This is a genomic window from Tepidibacillus fermentans, from assembly GCF_004342885.1.
GTDB lineage: Bacteria > Bacillota > Bacilli > Tepidibacillales > Tepidibacillaceae > Tepidibacillus > Tepidibacillus fermentans.
In genome coordinates, this window is sequence record NZ_SMAB01000004.1 from 50,760 (window position 1) to 69,726 (window position 18,967).

General features: G+C 36.3%; 20 protein-coding genes and 1 other annotated feature. Of the genes, 3 read left to right on the forward strand and 17 right to left on the reverse strand.

Annotated elements, in window-relative coordinates; translation table 11 throughout:
- Positions 1-48: 48 nt before the first annotated feature.
- From EDD72_RS03735 to EDD72_RS03745, 3 genes are all read right to left on the reverse strand, one after another.
- Positions 49-1,464 (reverse strand): spore germination protein, encoded by a 1,416-nt coding sequence (locus EDD72_RS03735; RefSeq protein WP_424565523.1) that lies wholly within the window; start codon positions 1,462-1,464, stop codon positions 49-51.
- A gap of 76 nt (positions 1,465-1,540) precedes the next feature.
- Positions 1,541-2,776: an MFS transporter gene (locus EDD72_RS03740; RefSeq protein ID WP_132767391.1), complete on the reverse strand. Its 1,236-nt coding sequence runs from the start codon at positions 2,774-2,776 to the stop codon at positions 1,541-1,543.
- Between the two features lie 103 nt (positions 2,777-2,879).
- Positions 2,880-5,231: an endonuclease MutS2 gene (locus EDD72_RS03745; protein WP_132767393.1), complete on the reverse strand. Its 2,352-nt coding sequence runs from the start codon at positions 5,229-5,231 to the stop codon at positions 2,880-2,882.
- Between the two features lie 172 nt (positions 5,232-5,403).
- Here EDD72_RS03745 and EDD72_RS03750 point away from each other — a divergent pair, with 172 nt between their 5' ends.
- Both EDD72_RS03750 and EDD72_RS03755 read left to right on the forward strand, forming a co-directional pair.
- Positions 5,404-5,757, forward strand: coding sequence for a phage holin family protein (locus tag EDD72_RS03750; protein ID WP_132767395.1), 354 nt, complete (start codon positions 5,404-5,406; stop codon positions 5,755-5,757).
- A gap of 73 nt (positions 5,758-5,830) precedes the next feature.
- Positions 5,831-6,037, forward strand: coding sequence for a DUF1657 domain-containing protein (locus tag EDD72_RS03755; RefSeq protein ID WP_132767397.1), 207 nt, complete (start codon positions 5,831-5,833; stop codon positions 6,035-6,037).
- 16 nt (positions 6,038-6,053) lie between these two features.
- On the opposite strand, the gene EDD72_RS03760 is transcribed toward EDD72_RS03755, so the two are convergent.
- The 14 genes from EDD72_RS03760 to EDD72_RS03825 form a co-directional block, all read right to left on the reverse strand.
- Complete coding sequence (locus EDD72_RS03760; RefSeq protein WP_132767399.1) at positions 6,054-6,779, reverse strand: prolipoprotein diacylglyceryl transferase family protein; 726 nt, start codon at positions 6,777-6,779, stop codon at positions 6,054-6,056.
- Positions 6,780-6,782: 3 nt separating this feature from the next.
- Positions 6,783-7,319, reverse strand: coding sequence for a TlpA family protein disulfide reductase (locus tag EDD72_RS03765; protein WP_132767401.1), 537 nt, complete (start codon positions 7,317-7,319; stop codon positions 6,783-6,785).
- Positions 7,320-7,479: 160 nt separating this feature from the next.
- A complete protein-coding gene (copZ, locus tag EDD72_RS03770) occupies positions 7,480-7,686 on the reverse strand; it encodes a copper chaperone CopZ (RefSeq protein WP_132767403.1) in 207 nt (68 codons plus the stop codon).
- Positions 7,687-7,769: 83 nt separating this feature from the next.
- Positions 7,770-10,160, reverse strand: a complete 2,391-nt coding sequence (locus EDD72_RS03775; protein WP_424565524.1) for a heavy metal translocating P-type ATPase — start codon at positions 10,158-10,160, stop codon at positions 7,770-7,772.
- A gap of 18 nt (positions 10,161-10,178) precedes the next feature.
- A complete protein-coding gene (locus EDD72_RS03780) occupies positions 10,179-10,469 on the reverse strand; it encodes a metal-sensitive transcriptional regulator (RefSeq protein ID WP_132767407.1) in 291 nt (96 codons plus the stop codon).
- Positions 10,470-10,688: 219 nt separating this feature from the next.
- Entirely contained in the window at positions 10,689-10,922 is a 234-nt protein-coding gene (locus tag EDD72_RS03785) for a DUF302 domain-containing protein (RefSeq protein WP_132767409.1), read from the reverse strand.
- Positions 10,923-10,978: 56 nt separating this feature from the next.
- Positions 10,979-11,548, reverse strand: coding sequence for a class I SAM-dependent methyltransferase (locus EDD72_RS03790; RefSeq protein WP_132767411.1), 570 nt, complete (start codon positions 11,546-11,548; stop codon positions 10,979-10,981).
- A 136-nt stretch (positions 11,549-11,684) separates the two neighbouring features.
- Entirely contained in the window at positions 11,685-11,951 is a 267-nt protein-coding gene (locus tag EDD72_RS03795) for a metal-sensing transcriptional repressor (RefSeq protein WP_132767413.1), read from the reverse strand.
- 100 nt (positions 11,952-12,051) lie between these two features.
- Complete coding sequence (locus tag EDD72_RS03800) at positions 12,052-12,603, reverse strand: CvpA family protein (RefSeq protein ID WP_132767415.1); 552 nt, start codon at positions 12,601-12,603, stop codon at positions 12,052-12,054.
- A 9-nt stretch (positions 12,604-12,612) separates the two neighbouring features.
- Positions 12,613-12,906, reverse strand: coding sequence for a cell division protein ZapA (gene zapA / locus EDD72_RS03805; RefSeq protein ID WP_424565525.1), 294 nt, complete (start codon positions 12,904-12,906; stop codon positions 12,613-12,615).
- A 396-nt stretch (positions 12,907-13,302) separates the two neighbouring features.
- A complete protein-coding gene (pheT, locus tag EDD72_RS03810) occupies positions 13,303-15,717 on the reverse strand; it encodes a phenylalanine--tRNA ligase subunit beta (RefSeq protein WP_132767419.1) in 2,415 nt (804 codons plus the stop codon).
- 13 nt (positions 15,718-15,730) lie between these two features.
- Positions 15,731-16,765: a phenylalanine--tRNA ligase subunit alpha gene (gene pheS / locus EDD72_RS03815; protein WP_132767421.1), complete on the reverse strand. Its 1,035-nt coding sequence runs from the start codon at positions 16,763-16,765 to the stop codon at positions 15,731-15,733.
- A gap of 38 nt (positions 16,766-16,803) precedes the next feature.
- Positions 16,804-17,063: a binding site (T-box leader), on the reverse strand.
- A 46-nt stretch (positions 17,064-17,109) separates the two neighbouring features.
- Entirely contained in the window at positions 17,110-17,916 is an 807-nt protein-coding gene (locus EDD72_RS03820; protein WP_132767423.1) for a TrmH family RNA methyltransferase, read from the reverse strand.
- A 6-nt stretch (positions 17,917-17,922) separates the two neighbouring features.
- Entirely contained in the window at positions 17,923-18,591 is a 669-nt protein-coding gene (locus tag EDD72_RS03825; RefSeq protein WP_132767425.1) for a potassium channel family protein, read from the reverse strand.
- A gap of 148 nt (positions 18,592-18,739) precedes the next feature.
- Here EDD72_RS03825 and sspI point away from each other — a divergent pair, with 148 nt between their 5' ends.
- A complete protein-coding gene (sspI, locus tag EDD72_RS03830; protein WP_341539464.1) occupies positions 18,740-18,949 on the forward strand; it encodes a small acid-soluble spore protein SspI in 210 nt (69 codons plus the stop codon).
- Positions 18,950-18,967 lie beyond the last annotated feature (18 nt).

The window sequence follows — 18,967 nt, forward strand, 5'->3', positions numbered from 1 at the left end:
CGTAACAAACAACTTAACACAGTTTGGTGAGAATAACAATTGAAAATTTTATTCCCCTGGACTTCGATCTAGATCCTTTGGAGATAGGATTCTCGGGCGTTTATTTTTATAAGGTATCGGTGATCGAACAATAACATCTAACAAAGCCTTCCCGTTAAACGGAATAAGTGGCCAAAGATAGGGTGTATCAAGAGACTTTGAGAACCCTAAAAGCAAAAACCAAAGAATAAGTCCAATTAGAAGTCCTATTACCCCAAATAGTTCAACAAGAATAATCAAGATGATCCGTACGATTCGATTCGCAAGACTTAGTTCATAGCTTGGCGTCGCAAATGTTCCAATTCCGGCTATTGATAAGTATAAAATCACTTCCTTTGTAAATAAACCAACATCAATTGCCATTTGACCAATCACGATCGCTGCAATTAATCCCATTGCTGTCGCTAAAGAGGAAGGAGTATGGATTGCTGCCATTCGCAAAATATCCAATCCAAGCTCAGCAAACATAAATTGCCAAAACAAGTGAATTTCACCTGGTTTTTTCGGTTCGAGAAAATGTAAAGAGTCTGGAAGTATGGAAGGATCCTTAACAGCCGCATACCATAAAGGTAACAAAATGACAGACATTATTAATGCAATAAAACGTACCCAACGTAAATAAGCACCAATTACCGGTTTTTGCCGATATTCTTCTGCATGTTGGACATGGTGAAATAACGTAGTTGGCGTAATCATCACACTAGGCGACGTATCCACATAAATCAGAACATGTCCCTCGAGTAGATGTACAGCCGCTACATCTGGTCTCTCCGTATAGCGAACCATCGGATAAGGGTTCCAATGATTTGGAAAAAGATACTCCTCTAATGTTTTTTCTGCCATGGGTAACCCATCAATTTCCATCTTATTGATTTTTTCTTTAATCAATTCTACCAAGTTAGGATTGGCTACATCTTCAAGATAAGCTAAAACAATATCTGTTTTTGAACGTTCCCCTACCTGCAAATATTCCATCCGTAAAGAAGGATCTCGTAAACGTCTTCGGGTGAGAGCGGTATTAAAAATTAAGGTTTCGACAAAACCATCACGGGATCCACGCACCACCCGTTCAATATCTGGTTCCTGTGGCCCCCTTGCAGGATAAGTTCTTGCGTCAATAAGAATCGCTTTGTCTTCTCCCTCGATGAATAAAGCCAATGGCCCAGCAAGGATTTGTGAAACAATCTTTTTAAAATCATCAGCTTCTTCAACTTCCAAATAGCCAATATGGGTTTGTAACAACCGTTTTAATGTATCAGGGGTTAAATCTTTCGGTTCTAACTTTCCTAAATATCTCATAATTTGGTTCATAATATCATCTTTCGCAAAGCCATCAATAAAATAAAGGGCAAATTCCTTTCCTCCATAATGGAGTTTGCGGTAGATCACATCAAAACTCTTATTGATACCCAAAAATTGGTTCATGAAATTTATGTTCTCTTGGAGATTTGAACTTAATTTTCTTTCTTTGATTTGGCCCATTGTGAATCTTTCACACCTTTCAGCTAGAAGCTAATACTTTTCTAAACGATAGCCACGTAACAACTTGTAACGTACCAGAGATTAAAAGAATGTAGCGAAGATGGTGAAGTCCAACCCATTTGATAAAAACGATAAACACTAGAAGTATCATCATTCTACCAAGGTTTGAGCCAATTTCCCTCAAAACAATATACTCAGATCTTAAACTCACCGTTTCTTCATTTTTACCGATGAAGTCAAAAACGACAGAAGTTAAAGGGATGAAATAAAGTGGTGCAAACAAACTGGTTCCAATTCCATAAATCAATAATGTGGTATAGGATGTCTTTAAAAACATAGGGATCACAACCACTGCCATCATCAATGAACCGATCATCATCGACCGATTTCGCGACACTTTTTTCATCCATTTTCCGGCTAGAAAATAACTGACAAGTGCGACAAGTGAAATCAACATCGAATAGGTACCTAAAGAAAACTCATTATTCGTTGAAATATAAACCAATAATCCTGTAAGGAAAGTAATCACCCCTTCTCTTCCACCTTGAGCCATCATTCCCAGGGAAATATTACGCCAAGGTGTTTGGGTGATACTTTGTTTTAATACTTTGGTTAAACGATACCTTCCCTTTAAAGGACGCTTATAAAAGAGAAAACTAACCATAACGGCAAGCAAAAATACAAATAAGGAGATAAAAAATATGAGTCGGTAGCCAGTAAAACCCGGTTTATGCGAAATAAACCATCCTGATAAAAATGGTGCTACAATCCCCCCAGCAGAAGTAAATAAACCATTCCACCCATTAAAAATATCCCGATTTTTCGATGTTGTAATCTCAAAGTATAAATGATTGAAGGAAAACCAATAAAATCCCTGACCAATTCCAAGCAAAGATCCTAATAAAACCGAATGTTCGGCAGAGCGAGAGCCAAGAACAAGGACAACAAGGTAAAAAATTGTCAATATCACTACGCCGATTCGAAGTAAAATTACACGATCTAAATTCTTGGACAATTTCCCCGCAAGAACAAAAATGATTAATGTTGTTAAATATTGCGAAAAATTGAACCACCCAATCAGGATATAATTTTTCTCTAATTTCCACAAATATACATTTACAAATGTATTTGATAATGCGATGGCAATCGTATATAAAGTACTCACTAGTAAAAGTAGACGAGCATCTTTATTTAATATTTTGGGGTGATTGATTTTCATTTTATGACTTAATTTATGATGAATTTTTTGTTCCACCAATATCACTCCAAAAAAAGTGTCTTTTTCATCATTCCCCAATTTCAATGAAAAATGAATAAAAAAAGGTTGGTTTTTCAACCAGCCTATTTTTTAACCTTCATTATGCTTTTAATTCAACAACAGTTACGCCATTACCACCTTCACCATATTGTCCCATCCGAATGGATTTCGTTAATTTATGTCGTTTCAAAAAATCCTGAACCCCGATTCGTAGGGCTCCTGTTCCCTTCCCATGGATGATGGATACTTGTTTATATCCAGCCATCAACGCATCAGCTAAATAACGATCAATATCAATCAATGCTTCATCTACCGTCTTCCCTCGAAGATCTAATTCTGGTTTTACAAAGTCTTTTGTTCGTTTTACTCCTGTCATCATCATCTTAGGTGTTGAATTTTTCTGCTCTTCAACTAATTCTAAATCCTGTTTGTTAACCTTGGTTTTGATAATTCCAATTTGAACAATATATTCGTCCTTACTAACTTGTTCAACGATCAACCCTTTTTGACCTAAACTTGAAACCTTTACTTCATCGCCGACTTTAATCTTCTGGTTTCGCTTTTTAGAAACAAGTTGTGGTTTTTCTAATTCAGGTGCAGACTCATTTAACCGCCTTTTCATCTCAATAAATTCATGTTCTTTTACATCTGCTCGTCTTTCCTGAGCCAATTTTCTTAATTCACGAATAATCCCATCTGCTTCTTGGGTTGCTTTCCGAATAATTTGGACAGCTTCTTTCTTAGCTTCTTCAAGGATTCGATATCTGGTTGCTTCTAAAGAATCCAGTTTCTCTTCTACTTCTTTTTTCATCTCTTCCGTTTGCTTCCTTAAACGTTCTGCTTCTTCCCGTTCTTTTTCTGCTTTTCTTTGGTTCCATTCTAGGGAATGAATCATCGATTCCACGTGTAAATCTTCTTCACTCACTTGATTCTTAGCAAATTGAATCATATCCTCAGGAAGCCCTAACCTCTTTGCAATCGCAAAAGCATTACTTCGACCAGGAACACCAATTAATAATCGGTAGGTTGGCCTTAATGTTTCCACATCAAATTCAACGCTCGCGTTTATCACACCTGGGTTGTTATAGGCATATGCTTTTAGTTCACTGTAATGAGTCGTAGCAACGACCTTTGCATGAAGTGAACGTATTTTTTCTAAGATTGCGATCGCTAATGCCGCCCCTTCGGTTGGGTCAGTACCTGCTCCCAATTCATCTAATAAAACTAAACTATTCGAATCCATTTTCTTTAAGATCTGAATAATATTTTTTAAATGACTGGAAAATGTACTTAGACTTTGTTCGATACTTTGTTCATCACCAATATCTGCAAAGATTGATGAAAAAACAGCAACTTCACTATCTTCTTCTGCAGGAATATACAAACCAGACATCGACATTAAAGTTAGTAAACCAATCGTTTTTAAGGTAACGGTTTTTCCCCCTGTATTTGGCCCAGTAATGATTAAGGAGTGAAACTCTTTTCCTAAATGAACATCGATGGGAACGACCTCATCCATCTTAATTAATGGATGTCGTGCCTTTTTTAGATTTATAAATCCTTGTTGATTTAGTTTTGGTTGAGTCGCTTTCATCTCTCGTGCAAGATCGGCTTTTGCTTGGATAAAATCCAATACTCCCAAGTGTTCCATCATCTCTTCAAGGTGATTTGCATCAAGACGGATTAATTCTGTCAATTGTTTTAGGATTTTTTCAATTTCCTTTTCTTCTTTTAATTGAGACTCTCGAAGTCGGTTGTTCATTTGAACAACAGATTCAGGTTCAATAAATAAAGTAGCTCCTGATGCAGACTGGTCATGAACGATACCACCAAAAACCGCCCTATATTCTTGTTTTACAGGGATAACATATCGTTGATTCCGAATCGTAATAATCGGATCTTGTAACATTTTTTGATACGCAGGGTTTCGTAAGATAAATTCTAATTTTTCTTTCACCCTCGTTTCAATCGTGCGAATTTGCTGGCGGATCGTCTTTAATTCATGACTAGCAGAATCCATGATCTCATTATATTCATTGATACTTTCATTTATTTTCCCTTCGATTTCCATAAAATTCCCTATAAGTTCAGCATGGGATTGTAAGATTGGTAATGGAAATTCTTCATTTAATTGCAGAATCAACTTCTTTATTTTCCTTCCTGCCATTAATGTGGTAGATATTTGTCGCAATTGTTCTGCGCTAAGCATTCCACCAATTCTTGCTCGCTTAATCGACCCACGAATATCATGAACACCATGAAAAGGGATTCCGCCTTTTAAGCGAATCAGATTAAAGCCTTCATAGGTTTCTTGTTGACGGTAAACAGCTTCTTCGAAATGATAAGTAGGTAATAAAGATGCTGCTAATTCCTTGCCCATTTCAGTAGCCGCTTTTGCAATTAACCTCTCAATAATTTTATGAAATTCTAAAATCGTGAATCCGCGATCCACATGAAGTCCTCCTTATTCAAGAACATACTTTTTATATTATAGCATTCTAAGATAAAAATAACTTCTTAACTTTTTTTAATGAAAAATGTTTATCTGATAAATAAAAGCAACACAATAGGGAAAAGATATGAATATCCTTGATTTCATTTATTAAAAGGGAGGATAAAAGATAATGACAATTATTAGACATATTGTTCGTTTTATCGTTGCAGCCTTAGTTTTATTATTTGTAGGAGCTATCGTTCCAAACTTTGTGATCAATGGTTTTTGGAACGCATTTTTAGCAGCACTCGTCATTGCAGTGCTTGGATGGATTATTGAGGCCATTTTCGGAGAGAATGTTTCCCCATTTAGTCGTGGCATTGTCGGCTTTCTTACAAGCGCCTTAGTCATCTATCTAACCCAATTTTTTATCCCAGGTGTAAGAGTCACCGTTGTAGGTGCTTTAATTGCAGCTTTAGTGATTGGAATTATCGACCTATTCGTTCCAATAAAAAGAAAATTTACTGGTGAGGAAAGATCATAATTTACAGAAACTTACATTTATATTTAAGAAACGGTCAGGACATTATAATCTCTGTGAAAGTGAGGTGAATCGAATGACTGTTGGTACACAATTACAACAAACGATTGCAAGTGCTCAAAGTGTAGCTGCCAACTTAAAATCTTTTGCTCTTCAAACTCAAGATCAACAAGCAAAACAAATGTTTAACCAACTTGCTCAAAATATGGATAACACCATTTCTGCATTACAAGCAAGATTTAACTATATCTCGAGTGAAGAGCCGCAATATAAGCAACAATAAATGGAAAAGGAAGGCATTAACTTATGCCTTCCTTTTTTTTCAACATGCCAATGATCCCAATACAAGCAAGGATAAAATTTCGCCATTGTTCTAGTGTCAATCCGAAGACCAAATTCATACTTACATCAAAGATCGAAATGATTAATAAGCCAAATCCTAGTCCGATATATAAAAACATTAGCCGAGTATAAGTTATCTCTTTTCTCCAAAAGTAAAACAGGAGCAAAAAAAATCCTAACCATAAGGATCGATAAATATTTACAGGATGATAGTGAATCCGGGATTGATCATCCGCTTGAATCGAAAGGAAAAAGTTTGTCGCTTTCCCATAATCTTTAACAAGAAAAGAATAGAAAAAAAGTGTAATGGTAAAAGTTAACCATAAAAATTGCAAAATATCAATCCAAGAAAACCTTTCTTTTCTAACTTTGAGAAAAAAATAGAAACCTGCGACCAAAATTCCTAACCAGAAACTAGCATTTGTTCCCGAAGTCCAGATGATCGCTTGTGGATTTTGGATCACTCGTTTTAAATCAAACATAATCCAACCAAATTTATAAATCACTAAAACGATTAAAACAGAAGTAAAAACGAAATCTGACCATTTCTCTTTTTCCCATCTTTTTGTTCGTGCCACTTGTTCACTGACCAAAGTTCCGATAAAAAGCCCAATAAATAAAATGATCCATTGAATGGGAAGTTGAATCGGACCGATTTGAAAAATTTGACTCTCCTCGAACATCCATTACTCCCCCAAAATCTCTTTAATATTTGCTTCAATTGTTTTATAATCCATCGCTCCCGTATGTTTTACTCGAATCACACCCTCCTTGTCGATAAAGAAACTAGTCGGAATGGTATTGGCTCGATACAATTTGGCAACTGTATGATCTGGGTTTGGATTTTCATCGAATAAGATCGGCATTTGATACCCGTTTGATTTCATGAAATTGATTGCCTCAGATTTTGAATCATTAAAGGTTAGATTAATTCCATAAAAAGCGACCTGATTTTTATATTTTTCATACGCTTGTTGAATATATGGCATTTCTACTTTACATGGGGGACACCAAGAGGCCCAAAAGTTTAAAAATACTGGCTTTCCTTTTAACTGACTTAATGAAATGCTTTCTCCCTGTTCATTTTTTAAAGTAAAATCAGGGGCAAGAAACCCTTCTTCAGGTCGAACATCCTTCTGCCCGCCTCCACTGGTTTGATTATAATAGATAATTCCTCCAACCAGTAAGATCGCAATGAGAACACTAATCCATCCTTTTTTCAAAGCACCCTACCTTCTTTCTATATATTTTTTCTTTTCTCTATCTACATTTTTTATCAAGATATGGTAACTTCGTCAATGATTGAAACATTATAGGAACCAAAAACGAATGATGGCTATTGATAATTTCCATCAATAGCCATTTTACCCATCTTAGATTCCTTTAGTCAACAACATCATATCCTTGATCTTCAATTGCTTCTTTCATCTGTTCAAATGTTACTTTTTCTTCATCAAAAGTTACGGTAACATTTTTATTTTCAAGACTTACAACCGCATTAATAACACCACTTAATTTTTTTAATGCACCTTCTACTGCCATTTTACAATGATTGCAAGTCATTCCTTCGACACGAATTATTTTTTCCATTTGTTATTCCCTCCAATACAAATTTTTATTTTATATGAAACCCTTTCTTTTTTTGTTAGGGTCACAAGCGAAAATCGTCATCTTTATACTTTTATATTTTTTAAGCGCAAGGAATTTAAGACAACGGATACTGAACTCAATGCCATTGCTGCCCCAGCTATCCAAGGAGCTAGTAAACCGGAAATGGCCACAGGAATACTAATTGAGTTGTAAAATAAAGAAGCAAAAAGATTCTGCTTAATATTTTTTAAGGTTTGCTTACTTATATAAATCGCATCTGCGACCCCTTTTAGGCTGCCACCAATTAATGTTACATCAGCAGCTTCAATTGCGATATCTGCCCCAGTACCAATGGCAATTCCTACGTCAGCTGTTGCTAATGCAGGAGCATCATTAATCCCATCACCAACCATAGCGACAATATAGCCTTGGTCTTTCAATTTTTGCACTTCTTTTGCTTTATCTTCTGGTAAGACTTCTGCCCGAATTTCATCTACACCCACTTGCTCCGCAATACTCCTAGCTGTACGCTGGTTGTCACCAGTAATCATCACAACTTTGATGCCCATCTCTTTTAATTTCCGAATTGCCTCTTTTGAATCATGTTTTACAGTATCTGCTACAGCAATCAATCCTAAAATCCTTGTTTCAGTTGCAGCTAGTACAACGGTTTTCCCCTGTTCTTCAAATCTAGCCATTTTTTCTTCTATGGTTTCAATACTCAATCCTAACTCACTGATTAATTTACGCGTTCCAATATAGACCATTACTTCATTTACTTTCGCTTTTAGACCTTTTCCTGGAATAATTTCAAAATCACTTACAGGTAATAGAGGAATTCCTTTATCTTCCATTCCTTTTACAATAGCTTTACCAATGGGGTGCTCAGAACTTTTCTCTACAGAGCCTACGAGTTGTAGTAATTCTTCTTCTGAAGCATTTACAGGAATTGTATCCGTTAATTCAGGCTCACCTTTTGTAATCGTTCCTGTCTTATCCAAGACAATCGCATTGATTTTCTTGGCATTCTCTAAATGTTCTCCACCTTTAAACAAAATGCCATGCTCTGCTGCCTTACCCGTTCCAACCATAATCGAAGTTGGTGTTGCTAAACCTAAAGCACATGGACAAGCGATAACAAGAACAGCAATTGCATTCACAAGCGCGTGTTCAAAATTATAAGGATCTACAAAGAAATAATATCCTAAGAAGGTGAGTAATGCGATGGCAACAACGATTGGAACAAAGATCCCTGAAATGACATCAGCCATACGTTGAATGGGAGCTTTGGTACTATTTGCTTCTTCTACTGCTTTGATAATTTGAGCTAAAGCGGTATCCTTCCCAACCTTAGTTGCTTTAAATTTAAAAGTGCCATGTTTATTAATCGTTGCACCAATAACGGTATCCCCTATTTTTTTATCAACCGGGATACTTTCACCCGTTAACATGGATTCATCTACCGAAGAGAAACCATCGATAATTTCACCATCGACAGGAATTTTTTCCCCAGGGCGAACCATCACGATATCGCCTTTCACAACCTCTTTAATGGGAACTTCAATAAACTCTCCATCTCTTTGTACCATCGCCGTTTTGGCCTGTAAATCGATCAGCTTTTTAATCGCATCAGATGTTCTACCTTTTGCCAACGCTTCTAAATATTTACCAAAAAGTACTAAAGTTATTAAGATTGCACTTGTTTCAAAATAGAGTTGATGTGTTCCCACAATCATTCCATAAATACTATAGAAATAGGCGGCTGAAGTTCCAAGTGCAACAAGAACGTCCATATTGGCACTACCATTTTTCAATGCTGAATATGCACCATGGTAAAATTGATAACCAATATAAAACTGAACGGGAGTGGCTAAAAGAAGTTGAAACCAAGGGTTCATCATAAATCCTGGAACTAAAAACATCGCTCCCATATGACCAAGCATTGTCCATAATAACGGCAAAGACAAAATTGCAGAAGTAATTAATTTATTTCGCTTTTTCCGTAATTCCTTTTCCTTCGCTGATTCACCGATTTGTTCATCTTCATGAGCTTTGCCATCGTAACCTAAATCTCGAATCTTTTTAATGAAATCATCGAGATCGACTTCATCGGCATTGTATTCGATAACTGCCCTCTCCATTGCAAGATTTACCGTTGCAGAATAAACACCTGGCATTTTATTTAGACCTTTTTCAATTCTTGCTGAACAAGCCGCACAAGTCATACCGAAAATATCTAATTCTACTTTCTCTTTCCTTACACCATAGCCTAAATCTTTAATTTTTTGTTCAATTTGTTCTAACGTTACTTTACTAGGATCATAAGTAATCGCAGCTTTTTCTAAGGTTAAATTTAAAGATGCATTTACCCCATCTAATTTATTTAACCCTTTTTCGATCCTTGTTGAACAAGTTGCACATGTCATCCCCTCAATTTTTAATGTAGCTTTCGCTTCACTCGCCACGCAACTCACTCCTCATATACTTACGATCTATTTAATAAAAAGATTGATAACATCCATTAATTCATCAATAATAGCGTCGCCTTCACCTGATTTAATCGCCTTTTGGACACAACCATGCGTATGTTTTTCTAAAACTGCTAATCCTACTTTATCTAAAGCAGCTCGAACAGCAGCAATTTGCGTAAGTATATCAACGCAGTAGCGTTTATCCTCAACCATTTTTTGAATGCCACGTACTTGGCCTTCGATTCGTTTTAATCTTCGAAGAATCTTTTGATCTGTCTCATTTGGTAACAGATCACCCGTTAAACGTTCCATACCTATACCCCCTTTAGGTATTATTATAAAAGATTTTATTTAAAATGGGAAGAACTGATTAACTTTATATTTTATATCATGATTTTTCAAGTTATCCGTTAATTTATTTTTCAAATTTAAACTATGTTTTTATTAATACCCTATATAGGTATTATTTAATAAATAAGATTGGAAACTGAAAAAAAACGGCCGAAGTTGGCCGTTTATTTATTCATCTACTTATACTGCCTTTTCAATCGCTTGAATTAATTTATTTTCGATTTTCTTTGCAATCTCCGTTAGGTTTTCTTGTTCCATAAGCCCAATTAGTATTGATGGACGAACCAATCCCACTTTTGTTTGTCCTTTTTGTTCGGAAACGATAATCTTGCAAGGCAAGAAATAGCTAGACATCGGGTCTGCTGCTATAATTTCTGACGATTCATTCGGATTACATACTTCTAAAACAACGATTTTATGTTATCTGTGAATCAGCAAAAAATAATAATCTGAACTTTCTCTGATCTCATTCAGTCCTTTTTTAATTCTCCAATTAGTAGGTATTGATCTGGATTTATCCGTTTTAGAGAGACTTGAAAATAGTTGTCCTCCAACACCCGTTTTAATTGAAAGGATTCTAATCGTTCCTCAATCGGAGGACCGGATTTACTTATTTTCTTCTCCCACTCAATGACTAATAATTTACCTTTAGGATGTAATACCCGTCTAATTTCCCTAATTGTCTGATTTAAATCTTTCACTTCGTGTAATACTAGAGATAAAATGACTTTATCTGCAATCCGGTCATTAAATGGTAAGGTTTCTATTTCGTGTAGAATCGTCTCGATATTATCTATTTTTTCACGTTCCAATTCTTGCTTCAGATGATCCAGCATTTCCTCTGACACATCAACTGAAATGACTTTTTTTACCAGTTTTGCGATTGGTATAGAAAAATAACCTGTACCTGCTCCTAAATCAAGCACAGTATCCTCTTTCTTCAAATCTAGATATTGCAGAACTTTATCAGGAGGTAACATTTTTCTTCTTTCCTCGTTATTTAATTTCCCCGCATGTATTGGATCAAAACGGTGCCCCATAAAACAATCAACTCCTGTAAATGTTTAACTAAGTATATTTTTACCAAATTCATTGAAAAACTATCAAAGTTTAAAGTGTGAATTTTACACTTCAGAAAAAAAAGACCAGAGAAATATATCCCTGGCCATAATTAAACTATTTGATTTTTAATAGAAGTTGTAGTGTGTCTTTTATAATTTTATCTGTATCCAGTTGATCCTTATCTTTTAGATGCTCGACTAAGCAATTACCCATATCCACTCCAACCACATTCACAATAATCCGGTCTACAGCATTTCGTATTGCAGATAATTGGTGTATGACATCCTCACATGCTTTTCCATCTTCCATCATTTTAAGGACGCCACGTATCTGGCCTTCGACTCTTTTCATGCGGTTTAATACATCTGTCGGATATTCCAAAAAGTTCACCTCTTTGAGAATAAAATTGCTCCGCAACATTATTCAGCACTAATCCCTATACCCTTAAAGGTATTATAGTATACCATCCATGGGAAGGCAATCAGAGAGAACTGATCGTCGATGTATTCCAAAGATTATACAACTCTTTTGTAATCATGGGTGTCCATTTATATATATATTGGGAGAAAAGAGAGCCTTCTATCCATCGATTAAGCTCAAGAGATGGCATAACAGAAAGGATATTCACTAGAATAATCAAAATGAGAAGCATTTGAATGAAACCTAAGGTTGCACCTAGAGTCTGATTTACAATCGCTAGACCAGGTAAGCTGGCTACTTGATGAAGAATTGCTCCGCCCAAATTTAATACAAACTTCGTCAACATAAAAATAAGAAAGAAAGCAATCGCATGATAAAACATGACTTCCAATTGAAATGTGTCCGAGAACATTCGGACTGAGGATTGCTGAAAGGTTGGTGTTGGAACGATTTGTTGAATCCAAGGAACAATGTCCTTAGAAAAGTGAAAGGCCATAAAAAATGCCACGAAATAACCAACAAAGTGAATGACTTGACGAATAAGACCGATCTGATATCCTCTCATGATCGAACCGACCAAAGCGAAAATAATAATTAGGTCTAAAAGATTCATCTTATCCCTCTATTCTCCATCTTCAATTAACTTTCGTAATTCGTCATATTCTTGCTTTAAACGAAAATATTCATCGGCAATATTGACTGCTGTTAAAACAGCAATTTTCGTTGTATCAAGCCTTGCATTTGATCCTGCGATTTGCCTCATTTTATCATCTACATACCCGGAAACCATTCTTAGATAATTAGAACTTGCCTTCCCTACTATTGTATATTGTTGTCCATATATGGAAATCGTTAAACGATTTTTTTGCTCTTCATTCACTCGGCAGTTCCTCCCTGCTGCAAAATTAAAATCCATCCATAATGATAAGTATACCATGGATAAAATAAAATTGCCCCGCAAATTTATTGCGCCATTAAAATAGGTTTGTATATTCCAACTTGCTCCACTTTCTTTAAATATTGATTAGGTGAGAAAGTGGCTACCAAAAGCACACAAAGTGTACAAGTTACGCTACACAGCTAAAGTTGCTAGTCGTGCTATGTCGCTACTTATGGAATATACAAACACACTTCTTCGAACCACTTGTTTGTATGATTCTATAAGCTGATTCTTTAGAGTGAGCTTTCCCACTTACCTTATTTACGGAAAGCCGTAAGGTTAGGAGCAGCGTTAGAACATACAAGCCATTTCATGTTTTGTAGGAGAAAAAGACTGTTGGAAGTTTTTCTTTCCAACAGTCTGAAATAGGACCTATCGAAGTTCTGCGTGAATTTTTTCCTTTAGTGCTTGAATCACTTTCTCTTGCATGGATACAATCTCTTCGTCTGTTAATGTACGCTCTTTGTTTCGATAGGTTAAGGAGAAAGCCATACTTTTTTTATCTTTGCCTAATTTCTCACTTTTGTACACATCAAATAAAGTAACCGATTCAAGTAAGTGACCTGCTGCAGCTTCAATAATATCGATTAATTGTTGTGAGGTCACGTCATTTGAAACTACTACAGCCAAATCTCGTTCTACTGCTGGATATTTTGGCAATGGACGATAAACAATCTCCCTATCAGCAAGTTCAAGTAAAATATTTAGGTCTAATTCAAAAACATAAGTCTCGTCTAAATCATATTGTTGTTGAACTTTGGGATGGATTTGACCCACATAACCTAATAAAATGCCATCTTTTTTCAATGCTGCAGTTCTCCCAGGGTGATAACCTTTAATTGAAACAGGATCAATTTCGATAGAGTCGATTCCTAATCCTGTTAGGATCTGTTCCACGATTCCTTTCGTATAATAAAAATCATAAGTTTCATTTGTTTTCTTCCAATAAGTTGGTACCTCACCCGTTACAAGTCCAGCGATTAGCTGTTTTTCTTTTGGCAATGTTGTTAAATTGATTTCATCAGAACTAAACACTGTTCCTAATTCATAGATTCGGATATTGAATTGATTTCGATTTCGATTATACTGTGCTACTTCTAAAAGATGTGGGAGCAAATCGGTTCGTAAAAATTGTCTTTCTTCACTCATGGGAAGAGCTAGCGAAATCGGTTTTTGACCTGTTACTACTCCTTGATTCAATTGAAGTTGTTGTTCCCCTGTAAAAGTGTAAGTGATCACTTCTTGTAGTCCCATTGCTTCTAATTGATCTTTGATTAATCGTCTAAGTTGTTGATTTCGCTTTAGCCCACCTTGCGAGTACTTACCACTTGGCATTGTCGTTGGTATCTCATCATAACCGTATATTCTTGCAATTTCTTCGATTAAGTCCACCTCTTGGATAATATCTGGTCGTCTAGTGGGCACAGTAACAATCAATCCATCATCTACCTGATTTGTATCAAATTGCAATCGTTCAAAGATCTTTTTCATTTCATAAACCGTTATCTGGGTACCTAATACTTTATTCACCCAATCTGTCCTTAGATGGATTTTTATGTTTTCAGGTTCTGAAACTTTCTTTTCTGTGATATCTCCTTCAATACTTGCTCCGGCTAATTGTTGTAAAAGGGTTGCAGCACGATTGACAGCCGCATAAATGCGACTAGGATCTACTCCTTTTTCAAAACGCATACTTGCCTCTGAACGAAGTCCTAACTTCTTCGATGTTTTGCGAATAGAGATACCGTCAAAGTAAGCCGATTCTAACAGAATTTGAGTCGTATGCTCTGTGACTTCACTATTTGCTCCACCCATGACACCTGCTATGGCGATCGGTTTAACTCCATCTGTAATTAAGAGCATCTCTTCATCTAATGTTCGTTCCTGATCATCGAGAGTGACGATTTTTTCCCCTGGCTTTGCCAATCGAACAACAATCTTGGATTGATCTAACCGATCAAAATCGAAAGCATGTAATGGTTGCCCATACTCTAACATCACATAGTTTGTGACATCGACGACGTTATTGATGGGGCGAATTCCTGCTGCGATCAATCGATTTTGCAGCCACTGGGGCGATTCTGCAATCTGAATATTTTTAACAAGACGTGCTGCATAATGTTTACATGCTTGAGGAGCATCGATTTCAATTTGCACAAAATGGTTGGTATCAATTTTGACCCCTAATAGATCTTCTGGTAATTTTATTGGTCGATCTAAAATCGCGGCAACTTCATAAGCCACTCCAATCATACTTAGGCAATCTGAACGATTAGGGGTTAAATCAAGCTCTAAAACATAGTCATCAAACCCAAATAAGGGTTCAATCGACTCACCAATTGGTGCATCCTCTTGTAAAACTAAAATCCCTTCTGTTTTTTCTTTAGAAAGATAACGTTCATTCATACCAAGCTCTTCGGCTGAACAAATCATTCCTTGGGATTCAACGCCACGTAATTTTGCCTTCTTAATCTTCACCCCACCAGGTAATTTGGCACCAACTAAGGCAACTGGGACCTTTTGTCCTGCTGCAACATTGGCTGCTCCACAAACAATTTGTAAAATTTCCTCTTGACCTACATCAACTTTACAAATATTTAATTTATTAGCCTCAGGGTGTTTTGTTGTCTCAAGAACATGACCGATTACCACCTTCTCTAAGTCGGGGTTGACTTGTTGAACCACATCAACAGCAATACCACTTCTCGTTAATTTTTCTGCCAATTCATAAGGACTTATATCATCAATATCTACATATTGGGATAACCATTGGTAGGACACTTTCATTCCATTTACCTCCTTACATCCGTTTAAATTGATTGAGTAAACGCAGATCGTTGGTATAAAATTGGCGAATATCATCGATTCCATATTTCAACATGGCAATTCTTTCTACTCCCATACCAAAGGCAAAACCAGTATATTTGTTGGGATCATAACCTGCATTTTCTAATACTTTTGGATGTACCATCCCTGCTCCTAGGATTTCAATCCATCCTGTTTCTTTACATACGCGACATCCCTCTCCATGGCAGATCATACAGGAAACATCGACTTCTGCACTAGGTTCAGTAAAGGGGAAGAAGCTCGGACGCAAACGAATTTTGGAATGTTCACCAAACATGCGCTTAGCAAAACTTAATAATACCCCTTTTAAATCACCCATACTGATGTTCTCGTCAACAACTAATCCCTCAATCTGTGTAAACTGATGCGAATGGGTCGCGTCATCATCATCCCGACGATAAACCTTTCCAGGGCAAATAATTTTAACAGGCACTTCTCCTTTTTTTTCTAGCATTGTACGGACTTGAACAGGAGAGGTATGCGTACGCATTAAGATATCATCTGTAATATAGAAAGTATCTTGCATATCTCGCGCTGGATGATCTTTTGGCAAATTAAGTGCTTCAAAATTATAATAATCCGATTCTACCTCTGGTCCTTCTGCTACTTCGAAGCCCATGCCGCTAAAGATATTCTCAATTTCTTCAATGATTCTCGTTAACGGATGACGATTACCTTGGATTGATGGTTTTCCAGGCAAAGTGACATCGATGGTTTCTTCTTTTAATCTTTGTTCCATTTCTTTTTCTTGAAGGAATTCTTCTTTTTGTCTCAATACCTGTTCAATTTCTTCACGAATCTCATTGACTAATTTGCCGATCAGAGGACGTCCCTCGGGAGATAGGGATCCCATTCCTCGTAATACCTCGGTAATTGGGCCTTTCTTTCCTAAATATTTAATACGAACCGATTGAAGGGATTGCAAATCAGCTACTCGATCAATCTCAGCTAAAGCATCCACTCGAATTTGCTTCAACTTTTCTTGCATATCTCAAAACCTCCTTAAAAATAAAAGGCTTTTCATCCCTAAGGGACGAAAAGCCGTGTTACCACCCTAATTCAAGGAAAAATTGCTCCCCTGTTCTTTACTTTAATCACCACATAACATGAAGAGTTTTTTCCTCCTCGATGTCTTAACGTCGACAAACGGAATACTCCTACTGTCTTTCAGAGTTCTGCTCCAGAGTGAACTTCAACAACATGATCTTAAAAATGCTTTCAGTCTATGGCATCTTCTCCCTAAGAAGATCAAATTTGTTGTCTACTCTCTCTTTCCTTGCATTTTATATGTATAATTTTTATTCCCTATTATAACGATCTGAAAATAAAACTTCAAGCCTGTTTCAATAATTGTCTTACTCTTTCAAATAAGATGATACTAGTAGCTGTCGCTACATTTAAAGATTCAGCCTGCCCCATAAATGGAATCTTTACCATTTGGTCAACCTGATCTTTTCTTGATTCGGATAATCCTCTTGATTCATTGCCAACAAGAATCACTGTTTTTTGTTTGTAATCGACATCAAAGTATGCCTTTTCTGCATAAGGACTGGTCCCAATCACTTGGAAATCAGATTGCTGCAAGTGGAAAATCACTTCATCTAAACTGGCTTTTACAATGGGAAGATGAAATATTGAACCCATTGCAGAGCGGATCACTTTATCATTATACGGATCGACCGTTCCATTCCCTAAAATAATTCCTTCAACTCCTGCGGCATCCGCACTCCGAATGATCGTTCCTAGGTTCCCTGGATCTTGGATTTCATCAACAAGAAGTAAAAACGATCGTGATTTCAAAGTTTCAAGAGAATGTTGTTCTTGTTTCAATATGGCAAAAAAACCTTGGGGAGTTTTGGTGTCGGATAACTTATCAACGATACTTTGGCTAACCTGATAAAAATTTATCGGTTGCATGGATTGTTCTATTTGAATTTGCCAAGAATCCGGAATCTCCTTGTCTCTTGTATAAATAATACTCATAACTTCTTGTCTAGAATTCAATGCTTCTTCGATGATCTTTATCCCTTCAATCAGATATAACCCTTGTTCGTTTCTTCCCTGTTTAGTCTTTAAGTTCATCCATGTTTTAACTTTTGGGTTTTTTAACGATTGTATGATTTCGAAATTTTTTTTCATCTATTTTCATCGCTTTCCATTCATGACAAAGTCTTGGAATTTTTTTAGATCATTGTTATGACCAATGACAACCATGATATCTCCCTCATGGATAATATCTTTTGCACTTGGTGCAATATTAATCTGATCTTGATTTTTAATCGCCATTACGTTACAGCCAAACCTTGCACGAATATTCAATTCGACTAAATTTTTCCCTGCTAATTTTTCACTGGCAATAATTTCAACAATGCTATATTCATCAGAGAGTTCAATATAGTCAAGAATATTGGGCGTAACTAAATTGTGTGCTACTCTTGCTCCCATATCTCGTTCTGGGAAAACAACTTTTGTTGCCCCGATTTTATATAACACCTTAGCATGAAGTTGGTTTTGTGCTTTTACCACAATGGTTTCTACACCTAATTCTTTTAGAATTAATGTGGTTAAAATACTGGATTGGATATCTTGTCCAATGGCAACCACCACAACATCAAAATTTCGAATTCCTAATGATTTTAAAGCCATTTCATCGGTTGAATCGGCTTGTACCACATGAGTAACCAAGTTCATATTTTCTTGAATTCTTTCACTATCTTTATCAATCGCTAAGACTTCATAATCTAATTCGTGTAATGTTTGCGCCACACTTAACCCAAATCGGCCCATGCCAATCACCGCAAACTGCTTTTTCATATGAAATCTCCCTTCAAAGCATTTTAAAATTCATTATAACATAATCTTTGTTTCAAATCGAATTGGGTATACTAAATAAAGCCCTATTATCTAAAGTTTTGACCATTCATTTTCTATTTTGGCCACAATGGAAAAAGGAGGTTCTTCAATGAATATGAATTTTGATCTTCGTCAAGCGATTATCAATAACATCAAAGGAAAAACAGAAGAAGAGTTAAAAGATATGATCGTTACTTCCATCGAAGAACATGAAGAAAGAACGTTACCTGGTTTAGGGGTTATTTTTGAAGTGATCTGGACACACGCGGATCCAAACACACAAGAGTATATGGTCGAAACTTTAAGTAAAAATATTTAAGCGAGTGGAAAAAGAGTG